The sequence below is a fragment of the Psychrobacillus sp. FSL K6-2365 genome, assembly GCF_038003165.1.
GTDB lineage: Bacteria > Bacillota > Bacilli > Bacillales_A > Planococcaceae > Psychrobacillus > Psychrobacillus psychrodurans.
In genome coordinates this window covers 624,932-649,306 of the sequence record NZ_JBBOOO010000001.1, presented here as the reverse complement: position 1 = coordinate 649,306, position 24,375 = coordinate 624,932, and the positions used below count along the sequence as shown (strand labels likewise).

The following is a 24,375-nucleotide window of genomic DNA, read 5'->3' as shown; positions in this document are numbered from 1 at the left end:
ACGAATCCTCCCTACAGTGATAGTACTAGCGCGACACCTGCTCCAATTGCAAACGCTGTTAGAAAGGCTTCCGCTCCCTTTGATAGACCTGACACGAAACTACCTGCCATTAAATCTCGAACCGCATTTGTGATTAGTAGACCAGGAACAAGTGGCATAACCGAACCAATAATAATTTTATCTAATTCACTACCTAAGCCACTAGCAACAGATATGGTTGCTATGACTGTTACGATGAATGCTGCAAAAAACTCTGCGAAAAATTTTACTCTCGTCCTTACCTCTAAACGATCTGATACCGCATAACCTATACCTCCAGCAATTAGGGCAGTTGGTACATCGAGTAATTTCCCTGAGAACAATAAGAGAAACGCACCTGAAGCAATCGCTGCTGCAACTATTTGAATCCAAAAAGGATAGGTTTCATGTTCATCCTCAATCTGTTTGAGCTCACTATATGCCTCTTCAATCGTAATGTCCCCAAAAGCTAATTTTCTAGATATATTATTTACAGAGGCTATCTTCCCCAAATCAGTTGTTCTTGCATTTATTCGTACTAATCTTGTTGGAAGGTTTTTATTTCCACTAAAAATGATTCCAGTTGGAGTGACAAAACTTTGAGATTGGGTAAGTTCCTGTGAAATAGCCATGCGGTCCATCGTATCTTCTGCTCGATACGTTTCAGCACCACTTTCCATCATTAAACGCCCCGCAAGTAAACAGCTTTCCACTACCAATTCATAATCCGCAGCCAATGAGAAACACCTTCTTTCTTCCATTTAAGCTAATCTTATAGAACCAACTGTGAAAAAACAAATACTGATGTAAGTTTCACTTTCATACCATAATAAAGTAGGTTTTAAACTGATTATGAAATTGACTTAATAAAAAAATAAAGAAAGTGACTATAGTAGCCACTTTCAGTACTTTACTAATCCAGTTTGTTTATAAGTATTCATATTATAGCTTTTAATTTCTTTCATCGCAATTGTATAAATTGTGTCTCCTGCATAAACAATTCGTTGGATTGAACTTTCCCAATCCTCATACATTTGACCTGAAACTTCTGGACGAAGTAAGTCTCCCTTTCGTTCAATGCCATTTTCTGGTGTTATTTCATAGATTAATGCTCCATCCTGTTTGAAATTAGAATACTCCTGTCCTGAAAGTTTTTCGTAGATAGAAACAGGGAATCCATATAAGTTATTCTTCTGATGTTCAAAAAGCGCATGATGATCATATTGTATTGGCGAATATGTGCCCTGATCACCTATCACTTCTGTATCTTTTTCTTTTGGATTTGCTAAGTCACTTACATCAAACAAGGAAATTTTCATACCTTCTGTCACGATTAGTGGCTCTTTTCCACCACTTTGTGTATCTATTCTTGTTTCATAGCCGAATCCAATAAGATGGTTTTCATCCAATGGATGCAAATAGTTACTAAAGCCTGGAATCTTTAATTCGCCTAACACTTTCGGTGAAGTAGGAGTAGCAACATCTATTACGAATAGGGGGTCTGTTTCTTTGAAAGTAACCATATAAGCTTTATCACCCATGAATCTTGCAGAATAAATTCTTTCATCCTTTGCAAGGCCAGTGAGTGAGCCAACCAAGTTCATTCCTTCATTTAATATAAATAAGTTGTTTTCAGATACTTCCTTTTCATCCCCATTATTACCCTTAGTTGTTACTGCGCGGAAGTAACCATTGTACTCATCCATGGAAAATTGGTTTAGGATATGCCCCTTTAACCGACTAGAGGCTACAAATTGTATCGTTGTCTTATCTAGCGTAAATTTGAATACTTCCGTATCCATAGAGCCTGGATTCCAAAGCATTTTATTGTTAGTAGCATCATCTTCATAAATACTTGTTGTTAAAAATAGATTATCCTTCGACATATACAACTGCTCACTTCCACCCAGATATCCTTTTGTTATTACTTCATTTTTCTTAGGATTAGAGATGTCTAATGCTGTGATTATACTGTAAGTCGCTTCTTTAGAATTTGGTAAGATGGAGAGATCCTTGTAAGGTAAAGGCTGCACAGTATCTCCTTTTTCAGAATCATAGATGTACGGACGCAACTCTGTATTTTTTTGTTCTTCCATTATCCAAAAATTTGGGTAGACATTTGTTACATAATAGAGTGTACCATCGGTTAGCCTAGTTCCGGACATATGCCCTTCCGTACCGACCTCTCTTTGTAATATCGGGGCGGATGGATTGGAAATATCATAAAACAACGCTGTCGTCATTGAATCCATTGGCATAGACATACGTGCTATATCTTCGGTACTTTGTTCATATGGTAATGCCTGAATAGAATTCTTTTGAGCCAAAACAATTAGCGTTTCATCGGTTAGGAATAGCTTCATTGGATAATAATCGCTCTCTAAACGAATTTTAGTTTCCTCTTTCATTTTCTTTGGATCTTCTATATTGACGATAGCAATGTTATTTTCCGTTATTGAGAATATATGAGTACCGTTTGTTTTTACTATATCTGCTTCATCTACTCCCTCAACCTGATTGTTCGTTGAAGAATAATCACTGCTACTCTTCGCATCCGAAGATTCTTCGGTTGCCGAATCCTCCATTACTGCAATTTCTTCACGTGGGATATTTTGGAACTTACTTACCATTTTAAAATGGGCTTTTAGCTCCTCTTGCGATTGAACGGTTGGTAGCTCTTTATATATTCGAAAAGGAAAATCAGTTTTTGTTATTCCAAGTTTATCTTTCACATGCAAAGTATATGAGCCCTCATCCAAGCCATCAATTTCTAAAGACTTGCCATTTGAAGTGAGTGAATATTTTGCATCCACCTTCTTACCTTGCTGGTCCTCCACATACACATCTCCAGTTTTCAATGCATCTTTACCAAGAGCGGAAGAAAAAGATGCTTTAAAAACCTGGCCAGATAATACAACTGATTGAGCTGTCACCGATAATTTGGTGAAATAAAATAAACTAGCTAAACTTACAACCAACCCTATAGCAGCTATTGAAACAATCTTCCTTTTCAATATGGATCACCCTTCCTTTTTTCTTTGTTAACTCATTAGACATTTTAAAAATGAATTAGTTACACCTGCAGAAAGAAAATTCTGAAAGTAGGTAACTAAAAAGATCTTCATCTTAATAACATTCGAAAATATACCTCTCTATGTACAGCTACTTTAATTTTCACCTAATTAGGTATGGAGCATACTTGAGGTAATCAAGGATTTAGATGTTCCCGGCCATGCTCAATCATTTGCAAAGCAAAACGCAAGAATGTTATCCACGAGTGGTAAACAACATTCTTGCGTTTTTAGTTGACGATTGTTTCGCTTGAAAGCGACTTATCCGATTATCTAATAATTATTCATCAAATGGCCATGTCGGTAGCATATTACTGAGTGCTTTATCTTCTCGGTAACCGAGAACATATTCTGCTTGCATAATCGTATGAATCTCTCGCGTTCCTTCATATATAACTGGGGCTTTTGAGTTTCTCAAGTATCTTGCTACTGGGTATTCATCTGAATATCCATAGGCACCATAAACTTGTACCGCATCATCTGCAGCTTTATTGGCAAAATCACATGCTTGCCATTTTGCTAGCGATGTTTCTCTTGTATTTCGGACACCTTTGTTTTTTAGTTCGCCTACACGGTATACAAGGAGACGGCTCATTTGGAGTCCAGCTTCCATTTTGGCAATCATTTGTTGAACAAGCTGATGGCGGCCAATCTCTTTACCAAATGTTTGACGCTCTCTGCTATATTTTACGCTTGCTTCCAGGCAGGCTAGCGATAACCCAACTGCTCCTGCTGCTACAGTGAATCGACCATTATCCAAGGCAGACATGGCAATTTTGAACCCTTCTCCTTCTTTTCCGAGAAGATTCCCCTTTGGCACGCGCATATTATCAAAAAATATTTCTCCTGTATTTCCTGACTTAATGCCATATTTACCTTTAATGGCTTTAGATGAAAAGCCATCTAGCGTACGTTCCACGATAAATGCACTGATTCCATGATGCTTCTTGGATTTATCCGTATAAGCAAATACGATGAAATGATCGGCCACATCGCATAGTGAGATCCATGTTTTCTGACCATTTAAAATATAGTCGTCACCATCTTGCACTGCTACTGTAGACATTGAAGCTACATCCGAACCAGCACCTGGTTCTGTTAAGCCAAATGCTCCAATCTTTTCACCAGTAGCCTGTGGTATTAAATATTTTTGCTTCTGTTCTTCTGATCCCCACTGCATTAAAGTCATAGAGTTTAAACCAGTATGAACCGAAACAGCTGTCCGAAAAGCCGTATCACCGCGCTCCAATTCCTCACAAACTATAGCAAGTGAATTATAATCCATTCCACTTCCACCATACTTTTCAGGTATACATACACCCATCAAACCAAGATCTGCAAGTCTTTTCCATATGGCAGGATCAAATGCGCCATCTGTTTCCCATTTTGCAATATGAGGAATTATTTCATTATCTACAAATTGACGAACCGTTTTGCGCAACAGCACTTGTTCTTCTGAGAAGTCAAAGTTCATATTTACTCACCTCTAGTAATGGATTCTCTTATTTCTACGCCTCTTGCTGCCATTTCTCGGATATATAATTCTCCAGGAACGATTAGCTCAGGAGGATATACTCCTCGATTTTTAACAACTCCATTTCCAATCATTTGTGCAACAACTGAAATAGTATTGGCTGTTGCTCGAGCCATTGCGGTTTCACCTGAAAGGGAATCTTTTTTAGTCGCCATTTCGTACGTGAAATTGGTAAGGGTTCCATCTTTTAAACCTTCAACAATTACTCGCAGCAATACTGCATCCTCTTTATCCCCAAGTAATAACTGTGGGGTTAGGACTTCCTTCAATACATCTCGTGCTCTTACCATATTGCCGTTTACATTGACGACTGTTTTTTTGTTCGTTAACCCTAAATCTACTAGCAGTTTGAATTTGTCTGCATGCCCCTTGTATCGAATTGTCTTATATTCAAGCGTATCTACATTCGGAAATGATTTTGCTAAAGTTGAAGTGCCACCAGCTGTATGGAATGCCTCTAGTTCACCATAGTCCTCAAAGGTAATCGGTTCTACTTCTGTAAGAGATGGAACTTCCTGAAGTTTTCCTTCTCTTATAACGTGTGAAGCATCTGTATAATGATCGAAAACTCCTTCCAATGAGAAGACGATATTGTAGCCAAAGATACCCTCAGGTTCAACTGGAATTCCTCCGACATACAATCGAATAGTATTTACCTCATCGAGTTTGGAAGCACCATATCCAGCCAAAATATTGATCATTCCTGGAGCAACACCTAAATCAGGTATTAGCGTAATTCCTTTTGCTTTTGCCTTTTCATGAAGTATTAAGACGTTATCTGTCGCCCCTCCAATATGCCCACCTAAATCGATAGAATGTACCCCTACTTCTACAGCAAGCTTAGCTATTTTTTCATTGAACGTATAAAATAATGCGTTTATTACTACATCCGCTTCCTTCATTATTTTTCGTATACTATCGTCCTCGTTTGCATCAAGTCTTAATACTTCAATTTTGGAATTTTGCAATCTTTCCTTAAACATTTTTGCCTGTCCCACATCTAAATCACATAATAAAACCTTTTCCACATTCGGGCTTAATACTAAATCACGAGCTGCTTCCTTTCCCATTAACCCTGCACCTAATACAGCAACTATCATGTAATCATCCCCCTATTACTTGAGTGTCTATTTGTGCACGCTGTAATTTCCCACTGTAATCTATATATATGCTCTTCCATTCTGTATACACATCTAATGCTGCTACCCCTGAGTCCCGATGGCCATTCCCAGTCCCTTTTGTTCCTCCAAAAGGCAAGTGGATTTCTGCTCCAGTTGTTCCTGCGTTAACGTAAACTATCCCAGTATCCAAATCACGCTGTGCATGGAATACTTTATTGACATCTCTTGAATAGATGGAGCTGGATAGTCCAAACTTCACTCCATTATTTACTTTAATTGCTTCCTCTAGTGAATTCACTTCTATCAAGGAAACTACTGGACCAAATATTTCCTCCTGCGCTATTCGCATATTCGGTGTCACGTTAGTAAAAAGAGTAGGAGCATAATAATTCCCCTTTGCTAGCTCTGCCTCATTTAAAATTGTTCCTCCCGTTAAGAGAGTCGCCCCTTCCTCTTGTCCTATTTTTGTATAGGAATGGATTTTCTCCAGAGCATTTTTATTAATAACTGGGCCGATTTTGACCGTTTCATCTAATCCATCGCCAATCGTTAGTTTTTCCATTTGTTTGAGAAGCATTTTCTCTAAGTCTTCTCTTACATCTTTATGCACAATAACTCTGCTACATGCCGTACATCTTTGTCCTGCAGTTCCAAAGGCACTCCATAAAATACCTTCCACTGCTAATGAAAGATCTGCATCCTCCATGACGATTACTGCATTTTTCCCACCCATTTCGAGGGAAACTTTTTTTAGGTGACGACCACCGAGCTCAGCGACTTTACTCCCCGTTTCTGTAGAACCAGTAAATGAAATAACTTTCACTTCCGGATGCTCAATCATTGCAGTACCTACTTGAGAACCTGATCCAAAAACAACATTAGCAACTCCAGGTGGTAAACCAGCTTCCTCAAAGATTTTAGCCATTTCATATGCCATCATAGGAGTTTCCGTTGCCGGTTTCCAAATGAATGCATTTCCAGCAACAATAGCAGGGAATGATTTCCAAGTAGCAATGGCAACCGGAAAGTTCCAAGGAGTAATGAGTCCCACTACCCCAATAGGTGCTCGGACACTCATCGCAAACTTGTCTGCAAGTTCAGATGGAGTAGTCTCACCAAACAAACGACGACCTTCTCCAGCCATATATAATGCCATATCAATACCTTCTTGTACTTCTCCACGTCCCTCTTCAATCACTTTTCCCATTTCTTTTGTTAATACTTGAGCTAGATGCTCTTTCTTTTCTTTCATTATTCTACCAATCTCATATAAATAATCTGCACGTTTCGGCGCAGGAACGAGTGCCCATTTTTTTTGAGCTTTCACTGCGGCTTCCACTGCAATATTCACATCTTCCATTGTAGATAGCTTAACCTCTGCAAGTTGTTCCCCATTCGCAGGATTAAACACTGGGGTATACTCCGTTCTACCAACATCCTGCCATTTCCCATCAATAAAATTTGTTAACTTCATTCTATTCCCTCTTTTCACTTTAAAATGTAAACGTTTCCATTAATAATACATTCGATAATTATTTGTAAATACCTTTAATAATTTTGAATTTTTAGAATGAAACTTTTTACCTTTCATATCGTATAATTGGGTAATAACAATTTGGGAGGAGCAAGATTATGAATAACCATGAAATAGACTACAAACTATATGGAGACGATATGCAATTTGTAGAAATTGAATTGGATCCAAAAGAAACTGTTGTTGCAGAAGCAGGCAGCTTAATGATGATGGAAGACGGTATTTCAATGGAAACTATTTTCGGCGATGGCTCATCAGGATCGGGTGGTAGCAGTGGCGGACTTATGGGTAAATTAATGGGTGCAGGTAAACGTATGCTTACTGGAGAGAGTTTATTCATGACAACATTCACCAATACTGGTAGTGGCAAAAAACATGTCTACTTCGCATCACCTTACCCTGGAAAGATTATTCCTATGGACTTAAGCCAATACCGCGGAAAAATTATTTGTCAAAAGGATGCATTTCTAGCAGCAGCTAAAGGGGTTACGATTGGCATTGAATTTCAACGTAAGCTAGGTGCAGGTTTCTTTGGTGGTGAAGGTTTCATTATGCAAAAACTTGAGGGTGATGGCCTAGCTTTCGTGCATGCAGGGGGAACTATTCATAGAAAATCACTACAGCAAGGAGAGGTTTTACGAGTAGATACTGGATGTCTCGTAGCAATGACTGCGGATGTAGATTACAATATCGAAATGGTCAAGGGAGTTAAAACAGCCTTATTTGGTGGAGAAGGATTATTCTTCGCTACCCTTCGTGGTCCTGGTACCGTTTGGATCCAATCACTTCCATTTAGCAGATTAGCTAGTAAAGTATTTGCTGCTGCCCCTCAAACACCAGGTGGTGGTTCAAAAGGTGAAGGCAGTATAGCAGGAGGATTATTTGACCTACTGGGTGGAAAATAGAAACAGACATTGAACAATGTCTGCTGATGTTTTAGTTATAGTGAAAAGAAAAAACGCTTAGACAAAATATGTCTGAGCGTTTTTGTTAGTTATTTTGTACTTACAACAGCTTCTGCTTGAGCTTTGCCATCCTGAGATTCATGTAATTTTACCATTGCAAAACGGGCAATAGGTTGAATTACTAAGCTTTCTGCAATAAGTACGATTGCGAAGTTACGCGGCCAATTCGTTAACCAGTTGCTGAAGATTTCCATTCTAAAGCCATTTCCTACAATATCACCAATAAGTGTCATAGCTGCAGACATCCCTAATACGGTAAAAAGAATTCGGAATAAAATTTTGGAGTTGAAGCTATCCGTAGGCTTAGTGAATTTTTTAACTAAAGCTTCTGCAATACGCCCAAAAATAGTTGGTTCAATGATCATAACAATAACCCAAATAATCGGTAGCGCTTTTAAGATGGTTAAAGCAACTTCTCCGTTAAATTCTCCAAAAGAGAGAATGATATTTAAGGAGGTCATGAATATAACCGTAAGTGTTGAGATAATTGTGCCGAATAATAGGCCTTCCTTTGCATTTCTTGGTAGTCTGTTTTCTTGATGCATTTTTTTCTTCCTCTCAAAGTTTAGTAAAGACCTTCGCTTTAAATTCCATTTTTATAGCTTCTCCAACAAGTTCGGTAATAGTTCTGCAATTGTTTTTAAAGGATTCGTAGATTGTTTCGTTAAACAAAGCATCATGGCCCCTTCAATCGAAGCAGTCAACAATAACGATACAGAGGCAGCTGTTTCATCCGAAAAGCCATCGGATAATAGCTTAGCACAGTAGATGCGTTCAATATTTTCATATAACTCACTGCACGCTTTGCGAACTGGTTCACTCATTGTTGCCATTTCACTAACAATACTGCTAAATGTATAGCCAGTAATAGTACCTCTTTTTTCAAAGCTATTTATTAAAGTATCAATCGTTGAAATTATGGCGTCCTTAGTTGTAAGATGCTTACTAAAAATAGCTTCAATATCTGTGGTTATGTCTTCTTTTAGAGCGTGTAAACAAGTTATCAAGAGTTCTTCTTTGCCATCTGGAAAGTGGTGGTAAAGGGCACCCTTTGAAACATTACTAGCTTTTAAAATTTCATTGAGTCCTACAGTTTTGTAACCTTTTTCCTGAAAAAGAATTGTAGCAGTTTCAATCAAGAGTGATTTAGTATCCATAGCTATTTTTCCTCCTAACATACCAACGGGTCTGTTTGTAATTATAACAAATTTTAAGCTACATTCTAATATTTTGTCTATTTAATAAAAGACCAGCATAATGGCCTATCTCTGCAATGAATCTGCAGATTGTTTATGCCCCTCCTCTATACCCTTCATATAATATGTAAAGGGACTTTTCTTCTTGGTGTTCCTACATTATAGGATGGGAGGTGTGGATGTTGGATTCTTCTACAGGATTATGGGTTGGTTTGTTAGGTATAGTCTTAGGGGTACTTGGTTTCTTTTATGCTCCCCTTTGGCTAGGTGCAGGTGCAGTTCTATTAGGGCTCGTAGCTTTAGCTTATTCTCACAAGTTAGTTGTGGGATGGATATCTTTAATACTCGGAGTAATTGTTTTAATACTGACATTTATGTCATAACTTGAAACAAAAAAACGTATTGTATTAATAGCCACTAAGTGTTAAGATTATTTAAATTTAAAATTTTGATAATTTCATATATTTTTTCTTATCCAGAGAGACGGAGGGATTGGCCCTTAGATGTCTCAGCAACCAGCCACGCTTAGGTATGGTGCTAATTCCAATAGACGTATGACGTCTTGAAGATAAGAAGACAAACTTCGATATTTACTTGAGGGTTCTCTTCTTATTAGAGAATCCTCTTTTTTATTTTAATTGTAAAGGATGAATACTTATGACAAAAAACAGTATTGATACACAGTTAGTTCAATTGGGAAATCATAGTGATGAAAAAACCGGGGCGGTAAATCCCCCTATTTATCTCTCCACAGCTTACAAACACAATGGGATTGGGCAGTCTACAGGATACGACTACACACGAACTAAGAACCCGACACGAGCTATTTTAGAGGAAGGAATTGCAAAATTAGAAGGTGGAGATGCTGGCTTTGCCTGTAGTTCTGGTATGGCTGCAATACAATTGGTTTTATCCCTTTTTCGGTCAGGAGATGAGTTAATTGCTCCTGATGATTTGTATGGTGGTACATACCGATTATTCAACCAGTACGCAGATTCATATAATATCCGTACTACTTATACAAAATTTGAATCAGCTGAAGAAGTAAAAGCATTAATAACAGAAAATACAAAAGCCTTATTTATCGAAACACCCACTAACCCTTTAATGCAGAAAATCGACATACAGCTATTTGCGGATATAGCAGAAGAGCATAATCTATTGTTAATCGTAGACAATACATTCTTAACCCCTTATTTACAGCGACCTATTGAATTGGGTGCCCATATTGTCATCCATAGTGGCACAAAATATATTGGGGGACATAACGATGTACTTGCAGGATTGGTGGTAACAAAAGGTACTGATCTAAGTGAACAACTGCAAGTCAACCATAATGCTGCAGGCGCTGTCCTTTCTCCTTTCGATTCTTGGTTGTTAATAAGAGGATTAAAAACACTTCATCTACGTATGAAGCAGCATGATTTAAATGCAAAAAGAATTACTGAATTTTTAAAGAAGGAATCTGCTGTTAAGGATGTGTTATATCCAGGAGTTGGCGGAATGTTATCCTTCCGTTTACAAAAAAGCGAATGGGTGGCTCCTTTCCTAAAGAATTTGAGACTGATTGTATTTGCTGAAAGTCTTGGTGGTGTAGAGAGCTTTATCACGTATCCTACTACACAAACACATGCCGATATACCTGAAGAGGAACGGAATGCACGAGGAGTTGATAATAGTCTCCTTCGTTTTTCGGTTGGGATTGAAGAAGTAGAAGATTTAATCGCAGATTTAAAACAAGTATTAAATACATTAGAAAGCGAGGTCATAATTAATGAGTGATTACAAAGAGTCGTTGGAGACTAGTATAATTGTTGCCTCTACACGCGGAGATTCGGAGATAAAAACTGGATCTGTAAATGTTCCTATCTATTTATCCTCCACTTTCCATCAAGAAAGCTTTGATGATTTTGGACCTTATGACTATAGTCGATCGGGAAATCCTACAAGAGACGCACTCGAAAAAACGATTGCTGAATTAGAGGGGGGGACTAGAGGATTGGCATTTGCATCAGGAATTGCGGCAATTTCTTCTGCATTTATGCTTTTGTCTTCAGGCGATCATATCGTTATTACAGAAGACGTATACGGTGGAACCTTTCGTTTTGTTACAGAAGTATTGCCTCGTTTTGGTATTGAGCACAGTTTTGCAGATTTTACGAATGTGGAAGCAATTGCAAGTGCAATGCAATCAAATACAAAACTGATTTACATCGAGACCCCTTCGAATCCATGCTTAGGTATTACTGATATTACCGCTGTCGTGGAGCTTGCAAAATCCAATGCTTGTTTAACCTTCTTAGACAATACATTTATGACACCGTTATATCAGCGTCCATTAGATTTAGGAATTGATATCGTCTTACATAGTGCAACAAAATTTTTATCTGGGCATAGCGATATTATTGCAGGACTTGCGGTTATAAAAGACGAGGAGTTAGGTAAGCGTTTAGCATTTATCCAAAACTCATTTGGTGCTATTTTAGGTGCGCAAGATTCATTTTCTCTCATTCAAGGTATCAAAACATTAAATGTCCGTTTTGAAAAATCCGCTCAGTCTGCCCAAAAAATTGCAAACTATCTAAATCGGCATGATTTGGTGGAGAATGTCTTTTTCCCTGGACTTTCCACTCATCCAGGATACGAAACGCATAACAAGCAATCGAGTAGTGCTGGTGCTGTCCTTTCCTTCTGTTTACCGAATAAATCCACCGCTAAGGCATTTGTTGAAAACGTTAAAATTCCTGTATTTGCGGTAAGTTTAGGCGGAGTAGAATCCATTCTCTCCCATCCAGCTCAAATGTCTCACGCCGCGATGCCCAAGTCGGAACGAGATAAACGCGGAATAACAGATGGATTACTACGTTTTTCAGTCGGATTAGAGAATGTTAATGATTTAATAGCTGATTTTGAACAAGCGCTAGAAATTGCTTCAAAACAATATGAGAAAGTAGGAATACACATTTAAACATTGGCATATGGAATATTTTAATCTTATAAAGTATAGATCAATGAACTCACTAAATTAAGACAATTATAGCTTTTATCTTGCTTTACTTGTACCTCCCTAAACAAAAGAATATTAAACCTACTTAGATATACCCTTCGTGTTTTAGACATTCTGTGCTGGGTAAATAGATTGTAGAGGTTATATAATATGAAGGAGGTATTTAAAATGGGAAATCAACAGTACGAACATGCAACAGATGAGGTAGTAGAAGAAAGTGGAGCCTATACATGTGAGGCCGGAATTACTAAAAGATTAAATAAGGGCGATAAATTCCCTTCTTGTCCAGAATCGGAAGTAGCAACTTATTGGAAACACGCAGAAGGACATCATCACAATTCTGGTGAACCAGTAACTGAATCTGGCACATATATAGATGAGGATGGCGATGAAATGGAATTAGAAGAAGGAGCTACATTCCCTAATTGTCCAAAAGCAGGAACACCTACACAATGGAGACATGCCGGGAACTAAGCACACATACTTGAGATGAATCTAATAAAGCGTGACACATTGAAATAATCATCCAATGTGTCACGCTTTATTTTTGATGTAATCTACTTTTGTCAAACAAACCTTATAAACCTAGGTTCTTAGAAATAATCACTTTCATTATTTCATTTGTCCCGGCGTAAATAGAAGCTACTGGAATGTCCCGATATCTTCTTGCAATCTTATACTCTTCCATATAACCATATCCACCATGCAATTGCATGCATTCAATCGAAATTTCTCTTGCAGTTTCGGTAAGCCAATATTTGGCCATCGATACTTTAGTAACTACTTCTTTACCTGCAATATGCTCCTCAATTAATGACTCCAAAAATGATTTTCCAAGCTCAATTTTTGTTGCCATTTCGGCTATTTTAAATTGGGTATTTTGAAAGGATGATATGGGCCTTCCAAAAGCTTTACGAGACTTTATATACTCCATTGTCATTTCTAGCATATCCTCTGAAGCAATTTGGGCGGAAATTGCTACTACTAATCTTTCTTGTTGTAGTTTCTCCATCAAATAACTGAAGCCTTTTCCCTCTTCTCCGATTAAATTAGAAATAGGAATACGACAATCCTCGAAGTATAGCTCTGCAGTGTCCTGAGCATGTAATCCTACCTTTTCTAACTTACGGCCTCTGTTAAATCCTAAAGTCCCCTCTTCCACAATAACTAAACTAATACCTTGGTGTCTTGGTTCTGCTGTAGGATTAGTTTTCACTACTACTAAAAACAAGTTACCATTAACTCCATTAGTTATAAATGTCTTTTGCCCATTTAAAACGTAAACATCTCCATCGCGAATTGCTGTTGTTTGTATATTAGCCAAATCTGAACCTGCTCCCGGCTCTGTCATAGCAATTCCAGTGATATAATCTGAAGTTATACACCCTGGCAGCCATCGTTGCTTTTGCTCTTGCGTGCCAAAAGACTCTATATAAGGAACGACGATATCATTATGCAATCCAACACCTACAAGACTTGAACCGATTCTTTCTAATTCCTCTGAAATAATTACACCAAAACTAAAATCTAAACCGAGACCACCATATTCTTCCTCGACCTGTGGACATAAATACCCCATCTCGGCTAGTTTCCGCCAAAAACTCTTTGGAATTAGGCGTTCCTTTTCCCATGAATCATAATTAGGGGCAGCTTCTTTTTGAAGAAAATTTTGTAAAGATTTTCGAAATATCACATGCTCATCTGTCTCAAATCTATATCTTCCCACTGCTAGACCTCCTATTCAATTCTTTCAATAATTGTGGCATTTGCCATACCCATACCCTCGCAAATAGCAAGAAGACCATAGCGCCCACCAATCCGTTCTAGTCTGTGAAGCATTGTTACTAATAGCTTTGTTCCTGTAGCTCCTAACGGATGACCTAAAGCTATTGCTCCTCCATCTGGATTTAACTTTTCCGGATTAGCACCTGTATCTTTAAGCCATACTAATGGTACCTGCGCAAATGCTTCATTGACTTCATATGTGTCCATATCTTCAATTGTAAGACCAGCTTTTAAAAGCACTTTTTTCGTTGCTTCTATTGGACCAGTTAACATTAACGTTGGGTCAGATCCCGTCACACTGCGAGCTACTATACGGGCTTTTGGTTTTAGTCCTAGCTCATCTGCCTTTTTACGAGACATCAATAGAACTGCAGAAGCTCCGTCACTCATTTGACTGGCGTTTCCAGCAGTAATCACTCCATTTTCATCAAAGACAGGTTTTAACCCACTCAGTACTTCAACAGTAGATCCTTCACGGGGGCCTTCATCGATTGCAAAGCTTTTTAACGAGCCATTTGCTTGCTGCACTTCTACTGGTACAATTTCTTTATCAAAATGACCTTTTTCTATTGCATCCAAAGCTTTTGCATGACTTTCAGAAGAATACTTATCTAGTTCCTCACGTGTTAAACTCCATTTCTGTACCATTCGCTCTGACGATAGTCCTTGATTGATAATTTCATATTTTTCTCTCAGTTTTGTACTTACCTTTGTATTTCCTACATTTGAAAACATGGGCTCACGCGTCATGCTTTCTACTCCTCCAGCTATGACTATATCCATATCCCCAGAGGCAATTGCTTGCGCAGCAAAATGCACCGCTTGCTGACTTGAACCACATTGGCGATCGATAGTAACCCCTGGTACATGTATCGGAAAATCTGCAATCAATGCTGCAGTTCGGGCAATATTCGCACTTTGTTCTCCTATCTGTGTGACACAACCTAGAATAACATCATCTATATCTGCTTTATCTACACCAGCTCGATTCACTAACTCGTCTAAAACAACCGCTGCAAGTTCGTCTGCTCGATACTCTGCAAGAGCCCCTTTTCTTCTTCCAATTGCTGTTCGTACCCCTTCTACTATTACAACCTCTATCATGTTCATCTCCACCCTTCGTTTTTCTTTTTGGTCGCTACTCGTACCAGCCTCTCGAGTCGCTTCAGAATTTCGGTAAAGGCAAAGAACGCCTTTTCTCGAAACCCTTCCAGCGCTTTTCGAGGCTAGATGGTGCCCTCCGCTTTTCTTTCTGTCCAGCTCCGGGCACCAGCCTCTCGAGTCGCTTCAGTATTTCGGTAAAGGCAAAGAACGCCTTTTCCGAAACCCTTCCAGCGCTTTTCGAGGCTTGCATAGGCGTTTCCGCTTTTCTACCTGTCTAGCTCCGGGCACCAGCCTCTCGAGTCGCTTCAGAATTTCGGTAAAGGCAAAGGACGCCTTTTCTCGAAACCCTTCCAGCGCTTTTCGAGGCTAGATGGTGCCCTCCGCTTTTCTTTCTGTCCAGCTCCGGGCACCAGCCTCTCGAGTCGCTTCAGAATTTCGGTAAAGGCAAAGGACGCCTTTTCTCGAAACCCTTCCAGCACTTTTCGAGGCTAGATGGTGCCCTCCGCTTTTCTTTCTACCTCGGTTGCATTCGAATTGCTCCGTCTAAGCGAATTACTTCTCCGTTGATATATTCGTTTTCAATTATAAAAGCTACTAATGAAGCAAATTCTTCTGGACGACCTAATCGCTTTGGAAATTCCACGATGGATTCTAACTTTTCTATCACCTTTTCATCTAAGCCTGCTGCCATTGGTGTACGGAACAATCCTGGAGCTATTGCATTTATGCGTATTCCAAAAGAAGAAAGATCTCTTGCAATTGGTAGAGTCATTCCTACTATTCCAGCCTTACTGGCACTATAAGCTGCCTGCCCCATTTGTCCCTCAAATGCTGCAACTGACGCTGTATTAATAATGATGCCTCTCTCACTGGATTCGGTTGACATATCATTTTTTGTCATAGCCACAGCTGCTAATCTCAACGTATTAAACGTTCCTATTAAGTTTACATCTATTACTTTTTTGAAATTTTCCAACGGCATTGCTCCAGATTTCCCAACTGTTTTTTGTGGAGGAGCTATACCTGCACAATTTACACAAATATGTAATGCTCCAAGTTTTTCTACTGTTTGCTGAATTGCTTTATTGACAGAGTTTTCATCTGTCACATTAACTATTTGGTAGGCTACATTTTCTCCGAATTCCTGAATTGCCTTTTTTGCTAATTCTTCATTTACATCAAAAATTACTACCCTTGCCCCTTTTTGTATTAAATGTGCAACAGTTGCAAGCCCCAACCCAGATGCTCCACCTGTTACAACTGCCACTTTGTTATTAATATCCATTGCTTCACCCCATGTCATACTTTTGTTTTCTAAAAATTTATAATATTTAATTTTAATTATAACGCAAAAACTCCAAGGGAAAAGTAAATTTCCCTTGGACTCAATTTCTTTTATATTGTTGCTTTATACATTTATATTAGCGAAGTTTTTTTAAAGCCCCACTCCATGCAAGTATTTGGTCAAGCATTGTATTTGTATTTCCTTCATGATACTCAGCAGGCTTAAATACACTCATATTTTCAAAATCTGTCATTAGTGAGAATGTTACCGCATTACGAACAACTGCAACCTGTAATTCCCCTAAGATCAAACGCATATTCTCATGTGCACGCACTCCACCTAAACTACCATATCCTACAAAACCAGCTGCCTTATTGTTTAACTCAGGATTTAAGTAGTCTAATGCATTTTTTAGTGCACCACCTACTGCGTGATTATACTCTGGAGTCACGAAAATATAGCCGTCATATTTAGCCATACTCTCAGACCAACTTTTGATAGCAAAATTTGCTTCTTCTTTTTGTTCTGAAGGAATCTCTTGCCCAAGAAGAGGTAATTTATAATTTATCAAATCAACTAATTCATATTCTGCATCATTTCTCTTTGTAGCAAAATTATACATCCAGTGTGAAACAGCATCCGCATTACGTCCTTTTCTTACACTTCCAACTACAATCCCAATTTTTAATTTTTCCACTGACATTATTGTTCCTCCTTCTATCACTTTATCAAAGGTTTAAAGATTTTATAATCTGCCACTACCTTCTCTATCATTTCCATTTGTCAGATTTCTACACACAGGTTGACATTATCTATACAATTAATATGTTATATTGATTTAAATAGTTGGAACAATGAATTACAGAATGAAGGTGCTAAAGTGGAACTGGTTTTAATTATTTTGCCGGTTTTTATTATTTTTTTTATTGGGTTTGTTGGACAAAAGTTAATTGGTTTCGATATTAAATCTATCTCAACCGTAGCGCTTTACTTAATGTCTCCATTTTTAGCTTTCCGGACATTTTATACAAATGCATTAACGATGGAATATTTTTATATCGTTTTATTTTGTCTTATTCTAGCCTTTATTTTACTTATAATCACTTGGGTTGTTGGAACCTTTATGAAGACTACACGCTCAGAACTCTCTGCAATGATTTTAGGTGGAATGTTTATGAATAGTGGAAATTATGGAGCTCCGGTAGTGTTGTTTGCCTTAGGGGCTACCGGATTTGATTATGCTGTAATGATTATGGTTCTACATGGCTTATTCATTAATACATTTGGGATATTTTTTGCATCTCTTGGTGGCGGGGAGAAGGCTACATGGAAGCAGTCCTTGCACCGTGTTATTAGGATGCCTGTCGTGTATGCTGCTGCAATTGGGATTCTTTTACAAGAATCGCAAGTGACTGTGCCACAAGCGGTAATCAACGGAGTTGGACTTGTTGCAGATGCTTCGATACCAACTGTAATGCTCGTTCTCGGAATGCAATTAGCTGTTATTTCGCGTAAAAAGGTTGCCTATCGATATGTTGCTGCCGTTTCTGTTATTCGGATAATTGTATCTCCCCTTCTAGCCGTTGGAATTTTATATTTCTTACCGGTTAATGATCCAGTCAAACAGGTTGCGATTATTTTAGCCGCTATGCCAACAGCAGCTAATACAACGATGTTAGCATTGCAATTTAATACTGAACCGGATCTTGTTTCGTTTACAACTCTAGTGACAACACTTGTCAGTATCTTCTCAATTCCTTTAGTTCTATTTTTCTTAGGTATTTCCTAAAATAATAAAAGATAAATACTAGGCTAACTCTTATTAGTTTTCATCAACTTTATATTACCCTCATGAATTAGACAAGTTCTTACTTCATAGGATGGGGAGAAGGAGTGATGACATTTGGAACGTCCAAGTTATAGAGGAAGTTATAAGCCTTTTGTTTCACCACGGGATCCCTGCCCTCCGATTACCGTGAAGTATTTTGTGCTACCTCCGCAAATCTTCACAAATTTCCAGCAGCCCGGTCTACCACAAAATTCTCCCGAGGAGGCACTAATGCAAGGTTCGCTCTGGCCCAAGTTTGTGGATGGATTCTTCAGGGAGGAAGGAATTTCATGAGTGCTTTTGATGAAAGAATGAATCTATTAAAAAAAGTACAACAAATGGATTTTGTTGTTGTCGAATGGACTTTATACACCGACACACATCCAGATGATGAAGATGCTTTAGAACAATGGAGAGAAGCGATTAAAGATGCTGCGGCTGTACGCAAACAATACGAAAATAAATTTGGACCTTTATCTCTTAAATCTATTCCCTCTAGACAGGCACTAGAAGTAGGTTGGCGTTGGAACCAAGATCCTTGGCCATGGCAATTATGAGAAAGGAGAAATCAGATGTGGGTTTATGAAAAAAAGTTGCTTTATCCTGTCGAAGTAACCACCTGTAATCCAATGCTAGCAAAATATCTTATGGAGCAATACGGAGGCGCTGACGGTGAGCTGGCAGCTGCACTCAGATATATGAACCAGCGTTATACCGTTCCGGATAAAGTAATCGGACTACTTACGGATATTTCCACTGAGGAATTCTCACATCTCGAAATGCTTGCGACGATGATTTATAAATTGACTAAGGATGCTACCCCTGAGCAATTAGAAAAAGCAGGTTTAGGTGCACATTTTGTAAATCATGGACATTCATTATTTTATGAGAATGCAGGAGGTGTTCCATTTACAGCTACTTATATTCAGTCTAAAGGAGAACCAAATGTCTTTTTAGACATAATTATTATTCTAATAGTTTTCATTAAGAGTAAGCCGCTTTTCCTTCATTATGGTTAGTGGCTTATTCTTATTTAAAATGTGCCTGTCATCACTTTAAAGAAAACAATCCAAATAAAAGCTAATACGATTAAATTAGCAAGTGTCTGCTCGTGATCTGTTTTATTCTCTTCCCAATTCTTCTTCTTTGGCAATCAAAACCCCTTTCGTTTATAAGAATCCATTCATCGCTTCGAGAGTATAAGCATCCTTTTCTTTTTTCACAATTGTTTCCTCTTCTATTACTTGTTGAACGATCCGCCCACCACCAGACTCTTTTCTTTTACGATCATCTTCTATCAACTCTTTCACATAATCACTAAAATTGATTGGTTTTCCAGTCAAAGGGTTTATCCTTGTTGCATGATCATGATTTTTTTTATCCCTTTCGTTCTCTAAATTAAAACTAACTGATTTGTTTTTTCTTTTACTCATTTCTTCCGAATGCTCCCTCCGCTAGTGCGTAAAAACCTATTGCATTCGCGAAAACAGGTTGGAAAGATTTCACCCCATTTCCGCGAGAAAGTCCAGGCACCAATATTTCTGCATTGGGGTAATGTTCGACAAGATGAGGTATAATTCCTTCTGCAATTCCTCCACAAATATAGACTTTATCTTGCTTATTCCACTTCAACTTAGTTGTGTTACGGATGATTCCTCGAGCAATAGTGTTCAAATCTCCTTTGTTTTTGACTGTCTCCATTCCAAAATTAAAAGTATCACTGGCATTATTGACATGCCTCTTATCCTTGATGGTTGCTGCATTCACCGTTCCACTTCCTATATCGATAATTCGGAAAGTCCCCATTTTTCCTATATTCCAAAATGCTGCACTCCCTTCTGGAGCTACTCCCACTTCTTCTATATAAAGAGTACGAACTTTACCATTTACTTTTATCTCATGTGTTCCTTTTAGCATTAATGAAATAGCCATCTTTTCATTAGGCTTATGACGTTTAATTGGCTGACCTGTAACTATAGCTATCTTTTCAAAATGAGGGCAGTAACGTTCTAAATATCGATGAATAGCAAGGAGTACGCGTATCTTTGTATCTTCATGTGCTTTACTATCCCCATACATCGTCCCATTGCCAAATTCATCCTCTACTTCAGCAATGGATCCAGCGAAGCCTTTTCTTCCTTCTATTTCAAATTCCATATCATCTGAGCCGAATGTCTCCTCTACATCCCTTTCAAACCATTCACAAATATTTGTTTTAAATGAATCTACTCCAAACGGCCCTGCTACCTTCCCACGATGGTTTCCTGCATCAATACCTAGGATCAATCTTTCCATTCAATTTCTCCTCTCGTATTTTATTACTGTTGTAATACATTTATAGGTTAATTAATCGCAAGTTATGACAATTGTAATAAATTAATTTATCAGGTTATGAACCTACCTCCCTCCTCATATAATGCTAGTATCCTTAGGAATCAAAATAAGTCTAGGAATCATTCCTAAAGAAAACCGTCTAATAAAGGAGGAGTGGAAGTGAGAAGAGAAGGGGAGACAGAAAGAAAAGTAAGAAGCGATAAGAAAGTGGATGTAAAACCTACAATGTCTTTAGAATTAAAAGAATTGCTCTATCACTTCGCATACCTGAGTAACGAACCAGTTAAAGACGTAGCGGGAAGGCTATGCTCACTAGGTGCGATGTCTGAAGAGGTAATCATGAGCATTAGGCATTGGTTTAGAAGAGACTATCACCGCCCAAATACCATTACCGTAGGTTATTTAGAAAGACCTCGACTCAAAATAATCATGAAAGGAGAAACAGGTAAAGTCACGATTAAGTTTCCCCAAAATGACTACGATATTCTTTGCAAGCTTGCTCACGCTTTAGATTTAACTCCTACCTCCACAGCCACACTACTTATTAAAATGACGTTAACTAATCGTGAATTTATGGAGATGTATGTACAAAGATATCTACGAAACTTAAATAATAAGAAAATATTAGAAGTAAATCGCCTATTGAAACTATGAAAATAGGAAAGGATGAACCTTTGGAAAACGATATTATTAGTTTAGTAGGGATGACTTGTACAGGAGGAGCCCTAATCATTTGGGCAAAAGAAACATTTGGTATAAAGTCTGAAGATGATGAGAAAAAAGAAAATGTATTTGACTATCTTGGGAGTTTATATGCTTTTGCAAGTAACCTTTTAAATAGGGAAAGAGAAGACATAGAAGAGGAAGAAACAGAACAACCATGGAAGACATACGCTAGACAACCAGATGTCAATAAAATCAAACCAGGTAAATATGAAATTAATATATAAGGAGGAAAGTGATTGCTTTTATTCGCACAGGTAGTTGTATTTGGAATGACTACGTTTTGGGCTTATCAAGTAGGCAATTGGTTTGGTTTTCAAAAAGGAACAAATAACGTCTTGGGAGAAATGAAAGATCTATTCGAAAGATTAAAACTTAATTGATGTTAGTTGGAATATTTGGTTTTGTTTTGGTTCAAGGGATTGCCATGGGGATAGGGTATAAACGCGGAAAAATTGAGGGCATACAGTCATCTGGTGAACACTTATATAAGGCAGGAAATGAAAAATTTCTTAAGCACATGGCAGATTTACGAAAAAACAACCACCTTCCATGATTTTATGGTTGGTGGTTTTTAGCTTCTTCCGCTCTATTTATGACTTCGCATAACTTACCTAATGCTAGAAGTTCTTCTCTATTCATTCGTGACATCTCATCAAGTGCACCTAGTACTAACTCCGGAGGATGTTCATCCAGTAATTTATTAAATAGTTCTTCCGTTCTATCCAATACTTTCACAACCTTTAATCCATTATAGTTACGTCTACTATTTCATCAAGCTTTAATGATAACAAATAAAAAGGATCTTGCAATTCGATTTCTCGCTTCTGCAAATTCACACTTTCTACTGTTCCTCTATTGTATATAAACTCTCCATTTTTCCATCTTTTAATTTTCGTATCAGCTTTACTTTTAATGGCCGCATCCAAAGTATGTTGAATGGCATCATAATCCCATTCGTCTAATTCTGGTCTAGGTTCTTTTTTAATATCCTGGTTATATTCTTTCAACATCGCTACATGTTCGGTTAACATCATGCCTTGCCATTTCATCATACCGCGATCTCTAATCAAACGTACCACTCCTATTCTTTATGCCCACCAACCATTTTCGACCTTTTAACTGCAGTTCCTGCAGGAGTATAAGACACTGCTCTTAATAATGCAGCGGATCCATATCGATTTCGAATGTCGTCCATAGCAGTCGCAAGTTTTCTGTTCTTCCAGTTTTTCTTTTCAAATAAACTTAACTGCATGGAGTGTTCATCTTCCAATTTTGTTATGGAAATTGATATGTGTCTTACAGGATTTTTATTGTAATTTTCTTTTAATAAATCTAAGCAAACGTTATAAATTTTCATGGTATCGTTTGTAGCATCATGTATTGTTCTAGCTCGCTGAAATCCTCCACCAAATGCATTTTTACTATAACCAATTCCTAATGAAATAGTTCTAGCTGCTTGGAGAGTATCTCTAGCCCTTTTCGCAACGTCCTCACACATTTCAAGAATGACTGCTTTTACTTCTTCAATTTCATTGTAGTCTCGCATGAGGATTTGACTTTTGCCAAAACTGACTTGTCTTTCAACTGGAGGTGAGCTCATATCAGATAAATCAATTCCGTGTGCATGATGAAATAATTGATTTCCCATAACACCAAATTTATCTTCTAATACCTCTAAAGGAGTTCTAGCTAATTGTCCGATACTGAATATGCCCATATTGTTTAATGTTTTTTCAGTACCTCTACCAATTCCCCACATTTCTGTTAGCGGAGTCACTGGCCATAATTTAGTTTGAACATCATCATATGTCCATTTAGCAAAACCTGTTTTCTTCGCATCAAGATCTAGCGCGAGTTTTGCCATTAACATATTCGGTCCCATGCCTGCTGTTGAATGTAGTTGTAAGGTTTCTAATATTTCTTTTTGAATTTCTTTAACGGTATTTTCTGGAGATCCCCAAAGCTTTTCAGTACCAGTTAAATCGATAAAACTCTCATCTACGCTGTATACATGAACTGCTTCTGGCGGAACATATTTGTGAAGGATATTAGTAACAGCCATACTCATTTCAAGGAAATATTGCATTTTCGGTTCAAATAAACGGATATCAGGATGACTAGGTATTTCATGTAATCTTGTGGATGCAGTCTTGACACCAAATCGTTTCTTCATAGGTGGAGATGCTGCCAATACAACAGCACCTTTTTGTTCGAAATTACCCACAATTGCAATTGGAACAGTTCTAACATCTAAATCATGAAGAACGGCTATGCAAGATGCATAAAAGCTCATCATATCGATACAAGCGATTGAACGGTTAGGTAATACGCTATAATCAATCATCTGATTATCTGCAATGTTCTTGGCAAAGTATTGATAAAATCGATATATCCTTTATTTCGTAAACGTTCAAGATGACCATGTGTGGTTGATACAGATTTTAGTCCAACTGCTGTAGTGATTTCCCTCATAGAAGGAGCATAGTTATGTTCATTTAAAAAGTGTTTGATGAAATCATAGATATCTCTTTGACGTTTATTCATTAGATAACATCCCTTTCTATTTGAATTACAGGAGCACATGCTAGTACGTTATCGAACAGAAAAGTTCTTTTTGCATTTCTTTTAAAGCAATAAGCTTGAAATGAATCACCGTGAATTTTAATGACTTTCACCCTTCTTTTACTTATATCACCTGACTTTGAAAGATACATCATTTCAATAATTTGACCACGACTCGAATACTTCTTCAATAAAACACGCACAAGCGTTCGCCTCCTTTTTGTTTATTATACGAACGTTCGTTTGATTTTACAACTAGAAATTTTTGGGCAAACAAAAAAAGCACCTCAAATGAGGTGCTTTAA

The 24,375-nt window shown here is 37.9% G+C and carries 30 protein-coding genes, 1 pseudogene and 1 riboswitch; of the genes and pseudogenes, 13 read left to right on the top strand and 18 right to left on the bottom strand.

The window, feature by feature from the left end:
• Positions 1–11 precede the first annotated feature (11 nt).
• From MKY29_RS03325 to MKY29_RS03305, 5 genes are all read right to left on the bottom strand, one after another.
• Positions 12–755, bottom strand: a complete 744-nt coding sequence (locus MKY29_RS03325) for a threonine/serine exporter family protein (protein ID WP_276517630.1) — start codon at positions 753–755, stop codon at positions 12–14.
• A gap of 165 nt (positions 756–920) precedes the next feature.
• Positions 921–3,032: a beta-propeller domain-containing protein gene (locus tag MKY29_RS03320; protein WP_340879005.1), complete on the bottom strand. Its 2,112-nt coding sequence runs from the start codon at positions 3,030–3,032 to the stop codon at positions 921–923.
• 337 nt (positions 3,033–3,369) lie between these two features.
• Complete coding sequence (locus MKY29_RS03315) at positions 3,370–4,563, bottom strand: acyl-CoA dehydrogenase family protein (RefSeq protein WP_093493658.1); 1,194 nt, start codon at positions 4,561–4,563, stop codon at positions 3,370–3,372.
• Positions 4,564–4,565: 2 nt separating this feature from the next.
• A complete protein-coding gene (locus tag MKY29_RS03310) occupies positions 4,566–5,723 on the bottom strand; it encodes a saccharopine dehydrogenase family protein (protein WP_093493656.1) in 1,158 nt (385 codons plus the stop codon).
• Between the two features lie 4 nt (positions 5,724–5,727).
• Positions 5,728–7,218: an aldehyde dehydrogenase family protein gene (locus tag MKY29_RS03305; protein ID WP_340879004.1), complete on the bottom strand. Its 1,491-nt coding sequence runs from the start codon at positions 7,216–7,218 to the stop codon at positions 5,728–5,730.
• A gap of 158 nt (positions 7,219–7,376) precedes the next feature.
• Here MKY29_RS03305 and MKY29_RS03300 point away from each other — a divergent pair, with 158 nt between their 5' ends.
• Positions 7,377–8,183, top strand: a complete 807-nt coding sequence (locus tag MKY29_RS03300) for a TIGR00266 family protein (RefSeq protein WP_090564685.1) — start codon at positions 7,377–7,379, stop codon at positions 8,181–8,183.
• A gap of 89 nt (positions 8,184–8,272) precedes the next feature.
• On the opposite strand, the gene MKY29_RS03295 is transcribed toward MKY29_RS03300, so the two are convergent.
• Together MKY29_RS03295 and MKY29_RS03290 are read right to left on the bottom strand one after the other, a co-directional pair.
• A complete protein-coding gene (locus MKY29_RS03295) occupies positions 8,273–8,788 on the bottom strand; it encodes a DUF2798 domain-containing protein (RefSeq protein WP_340879003.1) in 516 nt (171 codons plus the stop codon).
• A gap of 51 nt (positions 8,789–8,839) precedes the next feature.
• A complete protein-coding gene (locus tag MKY29_RS03290) occupies positions 8,840–9,400 on the bottom strand; it encodes a TetR/AcrR family transcriptional regulator (RefSeq protein WP_093493652.1) in 561 nt (186 codons plus the stop codon).
• Between the two features lie 221 nt (positions 9,401–9,621).
• On the opposite strand from MKY29_RS03290, the gene MKY29_RS03285 reads away from it, so the two are divergent.
• From MKY29_RS03285 to MKY29_RS03270, 4 genes are all read left to right on the top strand, one after another.
• The gene (locus tag MKY29_RS03285; RefSeq protein WP_139219667.1) at positions 9,622–9,822 is read left to right on the top strand and encodes a C4-dicarboxylate ABC transporter; all 201 of its coding nucleotides are present in this window, start codon (positions 9,622–9,624) and stop codon (positions 9,820–9,822) included.
• A gap of 85 nt (positions 9,823–9,907) precedes the next feature.
• A riboswitch (SAM riboswitch) is annotated at positions 9,908–10,014 on the top strand.
• Positions 10,015–10,096: 82 nt separating this feature from the next.
• Positions 10,097–11,221, top strand: a complete 1,125-nt coding sequence (locus MKY29_RS03280; protein WP_340879002.1) for a methionine biosynthesis PLP-dependent protein — start codon at positions 10,097–10,099, stop codon at positions 11,219–11,221.
• On the top strand, positions 11,214–12,407 hold the full coding sequence (gene metC, locus MKY29_RS03275; protein WP_340879001.1) for a cystathionine beta-lyase: 1,194 nt from the start codon (positions 11,214–11,216) through the stop codon (positions 12,405–12,407). The genes MKY29_RS03280 and metC overlap by 8 nt, the downstream gene beginning before the upstream one ends.
• Positions 12,408–12,614: 207 nt before the next feature.
• On the top strand, positions 12,615–12,920 hold the full coding sequence (locus MKY29_RS03270; RefSeq protein WP_090564696.1) for a hypothetical protein: 306 nt from the start codon (positions 12,615–12,617) through the stop codon (positions 12,918–12,920).
• A 103-nt stretch (positions 12,921–13,023) separates the two neighbouring features.
• On the opposite strand, the gene MKY29_RS03265 is transcribed toward MKY29_RS03270, so the two are convergent.
• The 4 genes from MKY29_RS03265 to MKY29_RS03250 all read right to left on the bottom strand — a co-directional run bounded on the left by MKY29_RS03265 (position 13,024) and on the right by MKY29_RS03250 (position 17,323).
• Positions 13,024–14,172 (bottom strand): acyl-CoA dehydrogenase family protein, encoded by a 1,149-nt coding sequence (locus MKY29_RS03265; protein ID WP_340879000.1) that lies wholly within the window; start codon positions 14,170–14,172, stop codon positions 13,024–13,026.
• An 11-nt stretch (positions 14,173–14,183) separates the two neighbouring features.
• Positions 14,184–15,335: a thiolase family protein gene (locus MKY29_RS03260; protein WP_241600463.1), complete on the bottom strand. Its 1,152-nt coding sequence runs from the start codon at positions 15,333–15,335 to the stop codon at positions 14,184–14,186.
• Positions 15,336–15,849: 514 nt separating this feature from the next.
• Complete coding sequence (locus MKY29_RS03255; RefSeq protein ID WP_093493642.1) at positions 15,850–16,620, bottom strand: 3-hydroxyacyl-CoA dehydrogenase; 771 nt, start codon at positions 16,618–16,620, stop codon at positions 15,850–15,852.
• A 136-nt stretch (positions 16,621–16,756) separates the two neighbouring features.
• Positions 16,757–17,323, bottom strand: coding sequence for an NADPH-dependent FMN reductase (locus tag MKY29_RS03250; RefSeq protein ID WP_093493640.1), 567 nt, complete (start codon positions 17,321–17,323; stop codon positions 16,757–16,759).
• 99 nt (positions 17,324–17,422) lie between these two features.
• Here MKY29_RS03250 and MKY29_RS03245 point away from each other — a divergent pair, with 99 nt between their 5' ends.
• The 4 genes and pseudogenes from MKY29_RS03245 to MKY29_RS03230 form a co-directional block, all read left to right on the top strand.
• Positions 17,423–18,409 (top strand): AEC family transporter, encoded by a 987-nt coding sequence (locus MKY29_RS03245; RefSeq protein WP_340878999.1) that lies wholly within the window; start codon positions 17,423–17,425, stop codon positions 18,407–18,409.
• A 114-nt stretch (positions 18,410–18,523) separates the two neighbouring features.
• Positions 18,524–18,742, top strand: coding sequence for a spore coat associated protein CotJA (locus MKY29_RS03240; RefSeq protein ID WP_093493636.1), 219 nt, complete (start codon positions 18,524–18,526; stop codon positions 18,740–18,742).
• Positions 18,739–19,005: a spore coat protein CotJB gene (locus MKY29_RS03235; protein WP_090564712.1), complete on the top strand. Its 267-nt coding sequence runs from the start codon at positions 18,739–18,741 to the stop codon at positions 19,003–19,005. Before MKY29_RS03240 ends, MKY29_RS03235 begins: the two co-directional genes overlap by 4 nt.
• 15 nt (positions 19,006–19,020) lie before the next feature.
• Positions 19,021–19,392 (top strand): annotated as a pseudogene (locus tag MKY29_RS03230) (manganese catalase family protein); the annotation flags it as partial.
• Between the two features lie 225 nt (positions 19,393–19,617).
• Here MKY29_RS03230 and MKY29_RS03225 read toward each other — a convergent pair.
• Both MKY29_RS03225 and MKY29_RS03220 read right to left on the bottom strand, forming a co-directional pair.
• Positions 19,618–19,881 (bottom strand): hypothetical protein, encoded by a 264-nt coding sequence (locus tag MKY29_RS03225; protein ID WP_340878998.1) that lies wholly within the window; start codon positions 19,879–19,881, stop codon positions 19,618–19,620.
• Entirely contained in the window at positions 19,874–20,743 is an 870-nt protein-coding gene (locus MKY29_RS03220) for a ParM/StbA family protein (protein ID WP_340878997.1), read from the bottom strand. The genes MKY29_RS03225 and MKY29_RS03220 overlap by 8 nt, the downstream gene beginning before the upstream one ends.
• Positions 20,744–20,941: 198 nt before the next feature.
• Here MKY29_RS03220 and MKY29_RS03215 point away from each other — a divergent pair, with 198 nt between their 5' ends.
• The 4 genes from MKY29_RS03215 to MKY29_RS03200 are packed head-to-tail and all read left to right on the top strand — an operon-like array spanning position 20,942 to position 22,061.
• Positions 20,942–21,436: a hypothetical protein gene (locus MKY29_RS03215; RefSeq protein WP_340878996.1), complete on the top strand. Its 495-nt coding sequence runs from the start codon at positions 20,942–20,944 to the stop codon at positions 21,434–21,436.
• Positions 21,433–21,732, top strand: coding sequence for a hypothetical protein (locus MKY29_RS03210; protein WP_340878995.1), 300 nt, complete (start codon positions 21,433–21,435; stop codon positions 21,730–21,732). The genes MKY29_RS03215 and MKY29_RS03210 overlap by 4 nt, the downstream gene beginning before the upstream one ends.
• A gap of 12 nt (positions 21,733–21,744) precedes the next feature.
• Positions 21,745–21,888, top strand: coding sequence for a hypothetical protein (locus MKY29_RS03205; protein WP_340878994.1), 144 nt, complete (start codon positions 21,745–21,747; stop codon positions 21,886–21,888).
• The gene (locus MKY29_RS03200; protein ID WP_340878993.1) at positions 21,888–22,061 is read left to right on the top strand and encodes a hypothetical protein; all 174 of its coding nucleotides are present in this window, start codon (positions 21,888–21,890) and stop codon (positions 22,059–22,061) included. The genes MKY29_RS03205 and MKY29_RS03200 overlap by 1 nt, the downstream gene beginning before the upstream one ends.
• Positions 22,062–22,063: 2 nt before the next feature.
• Here MKY29_RS03200 and MKY29_RS03195 read toward each other — a convergent pair whose 3' ends face one another.
• Genes MKY29_RS03195 through MKY29_RS03175 form a run of 5 tightly spaced genes read right to left on the bottom strand, consistent with a single transcriptional unit; the run spans position 22,064 to position 24,273 of the window.
• On the bottom strand, positions 22,064–22,234 hold the full coding sequence (locus MKY29_RS03195) for a hypothetical protein (RefSeq protein WP_241600448.1): 171 nt from the start codon (positions 22,232–22,234) through the stop codon (positions 22,064–22,066).
• Between the two features lie 14 nt (positions 22,235–22,248).
• On the bottom strand, positions 22,249–22,578 hold the full coding sequence (locus tag MKY29_RS03190) for a YolD-like family protein (RefSeq protein WP_340844844.1): 330 nt from the start codon (positions 22,576–22,578) through the stop codon (positions 22,249–22,251).
• A gap of 11 nt (positions 22,579–22,589) precedes the next feature.
• Positions 22,590–23,852 carry a Y-family DNA polymerase gene (locus tag MKY29_RS03185; protein ID WP_340878992.1) on the bottom strand — a complete coding sequence of 421 codons (1,263 nt, stop codon included), beginning with the start codon at positions 23,850–23,852 and terminating at the stop codon, positions 22,590–22,592.
• The gene (locus tag MKY29_RS03180) at positions 23,849–24,052 is read right to left on the bottom strand and encodes a LexA family protein (protein ID WP_340878991.1); all 204 of its coding nucleotides are present in this window, start codon (positions 24,050–24,052) and stop codon (positions 23,849–23,851) included. The genes MKY29_RS03185 and MKY29_RS03180 overlap by 4 nt, the downstream gene beginning before the upstream one ends.
• A complete protein-coding gene (locus tag MKY29_RS03175) occupies positions 24,052–24,273 on the bottom strand; it encodes a transcriptional regulator (protein WP_340878990.1) in 222 nt (73 codons plus the stop codon). Before MKY29_RS03175 ends, MKY29_RS03180 begins: the two co-directional genes overlap by 1 nt.
• Between the last annotated feature and the right edge of the window lie 102 nt (positions 24,274–24,375).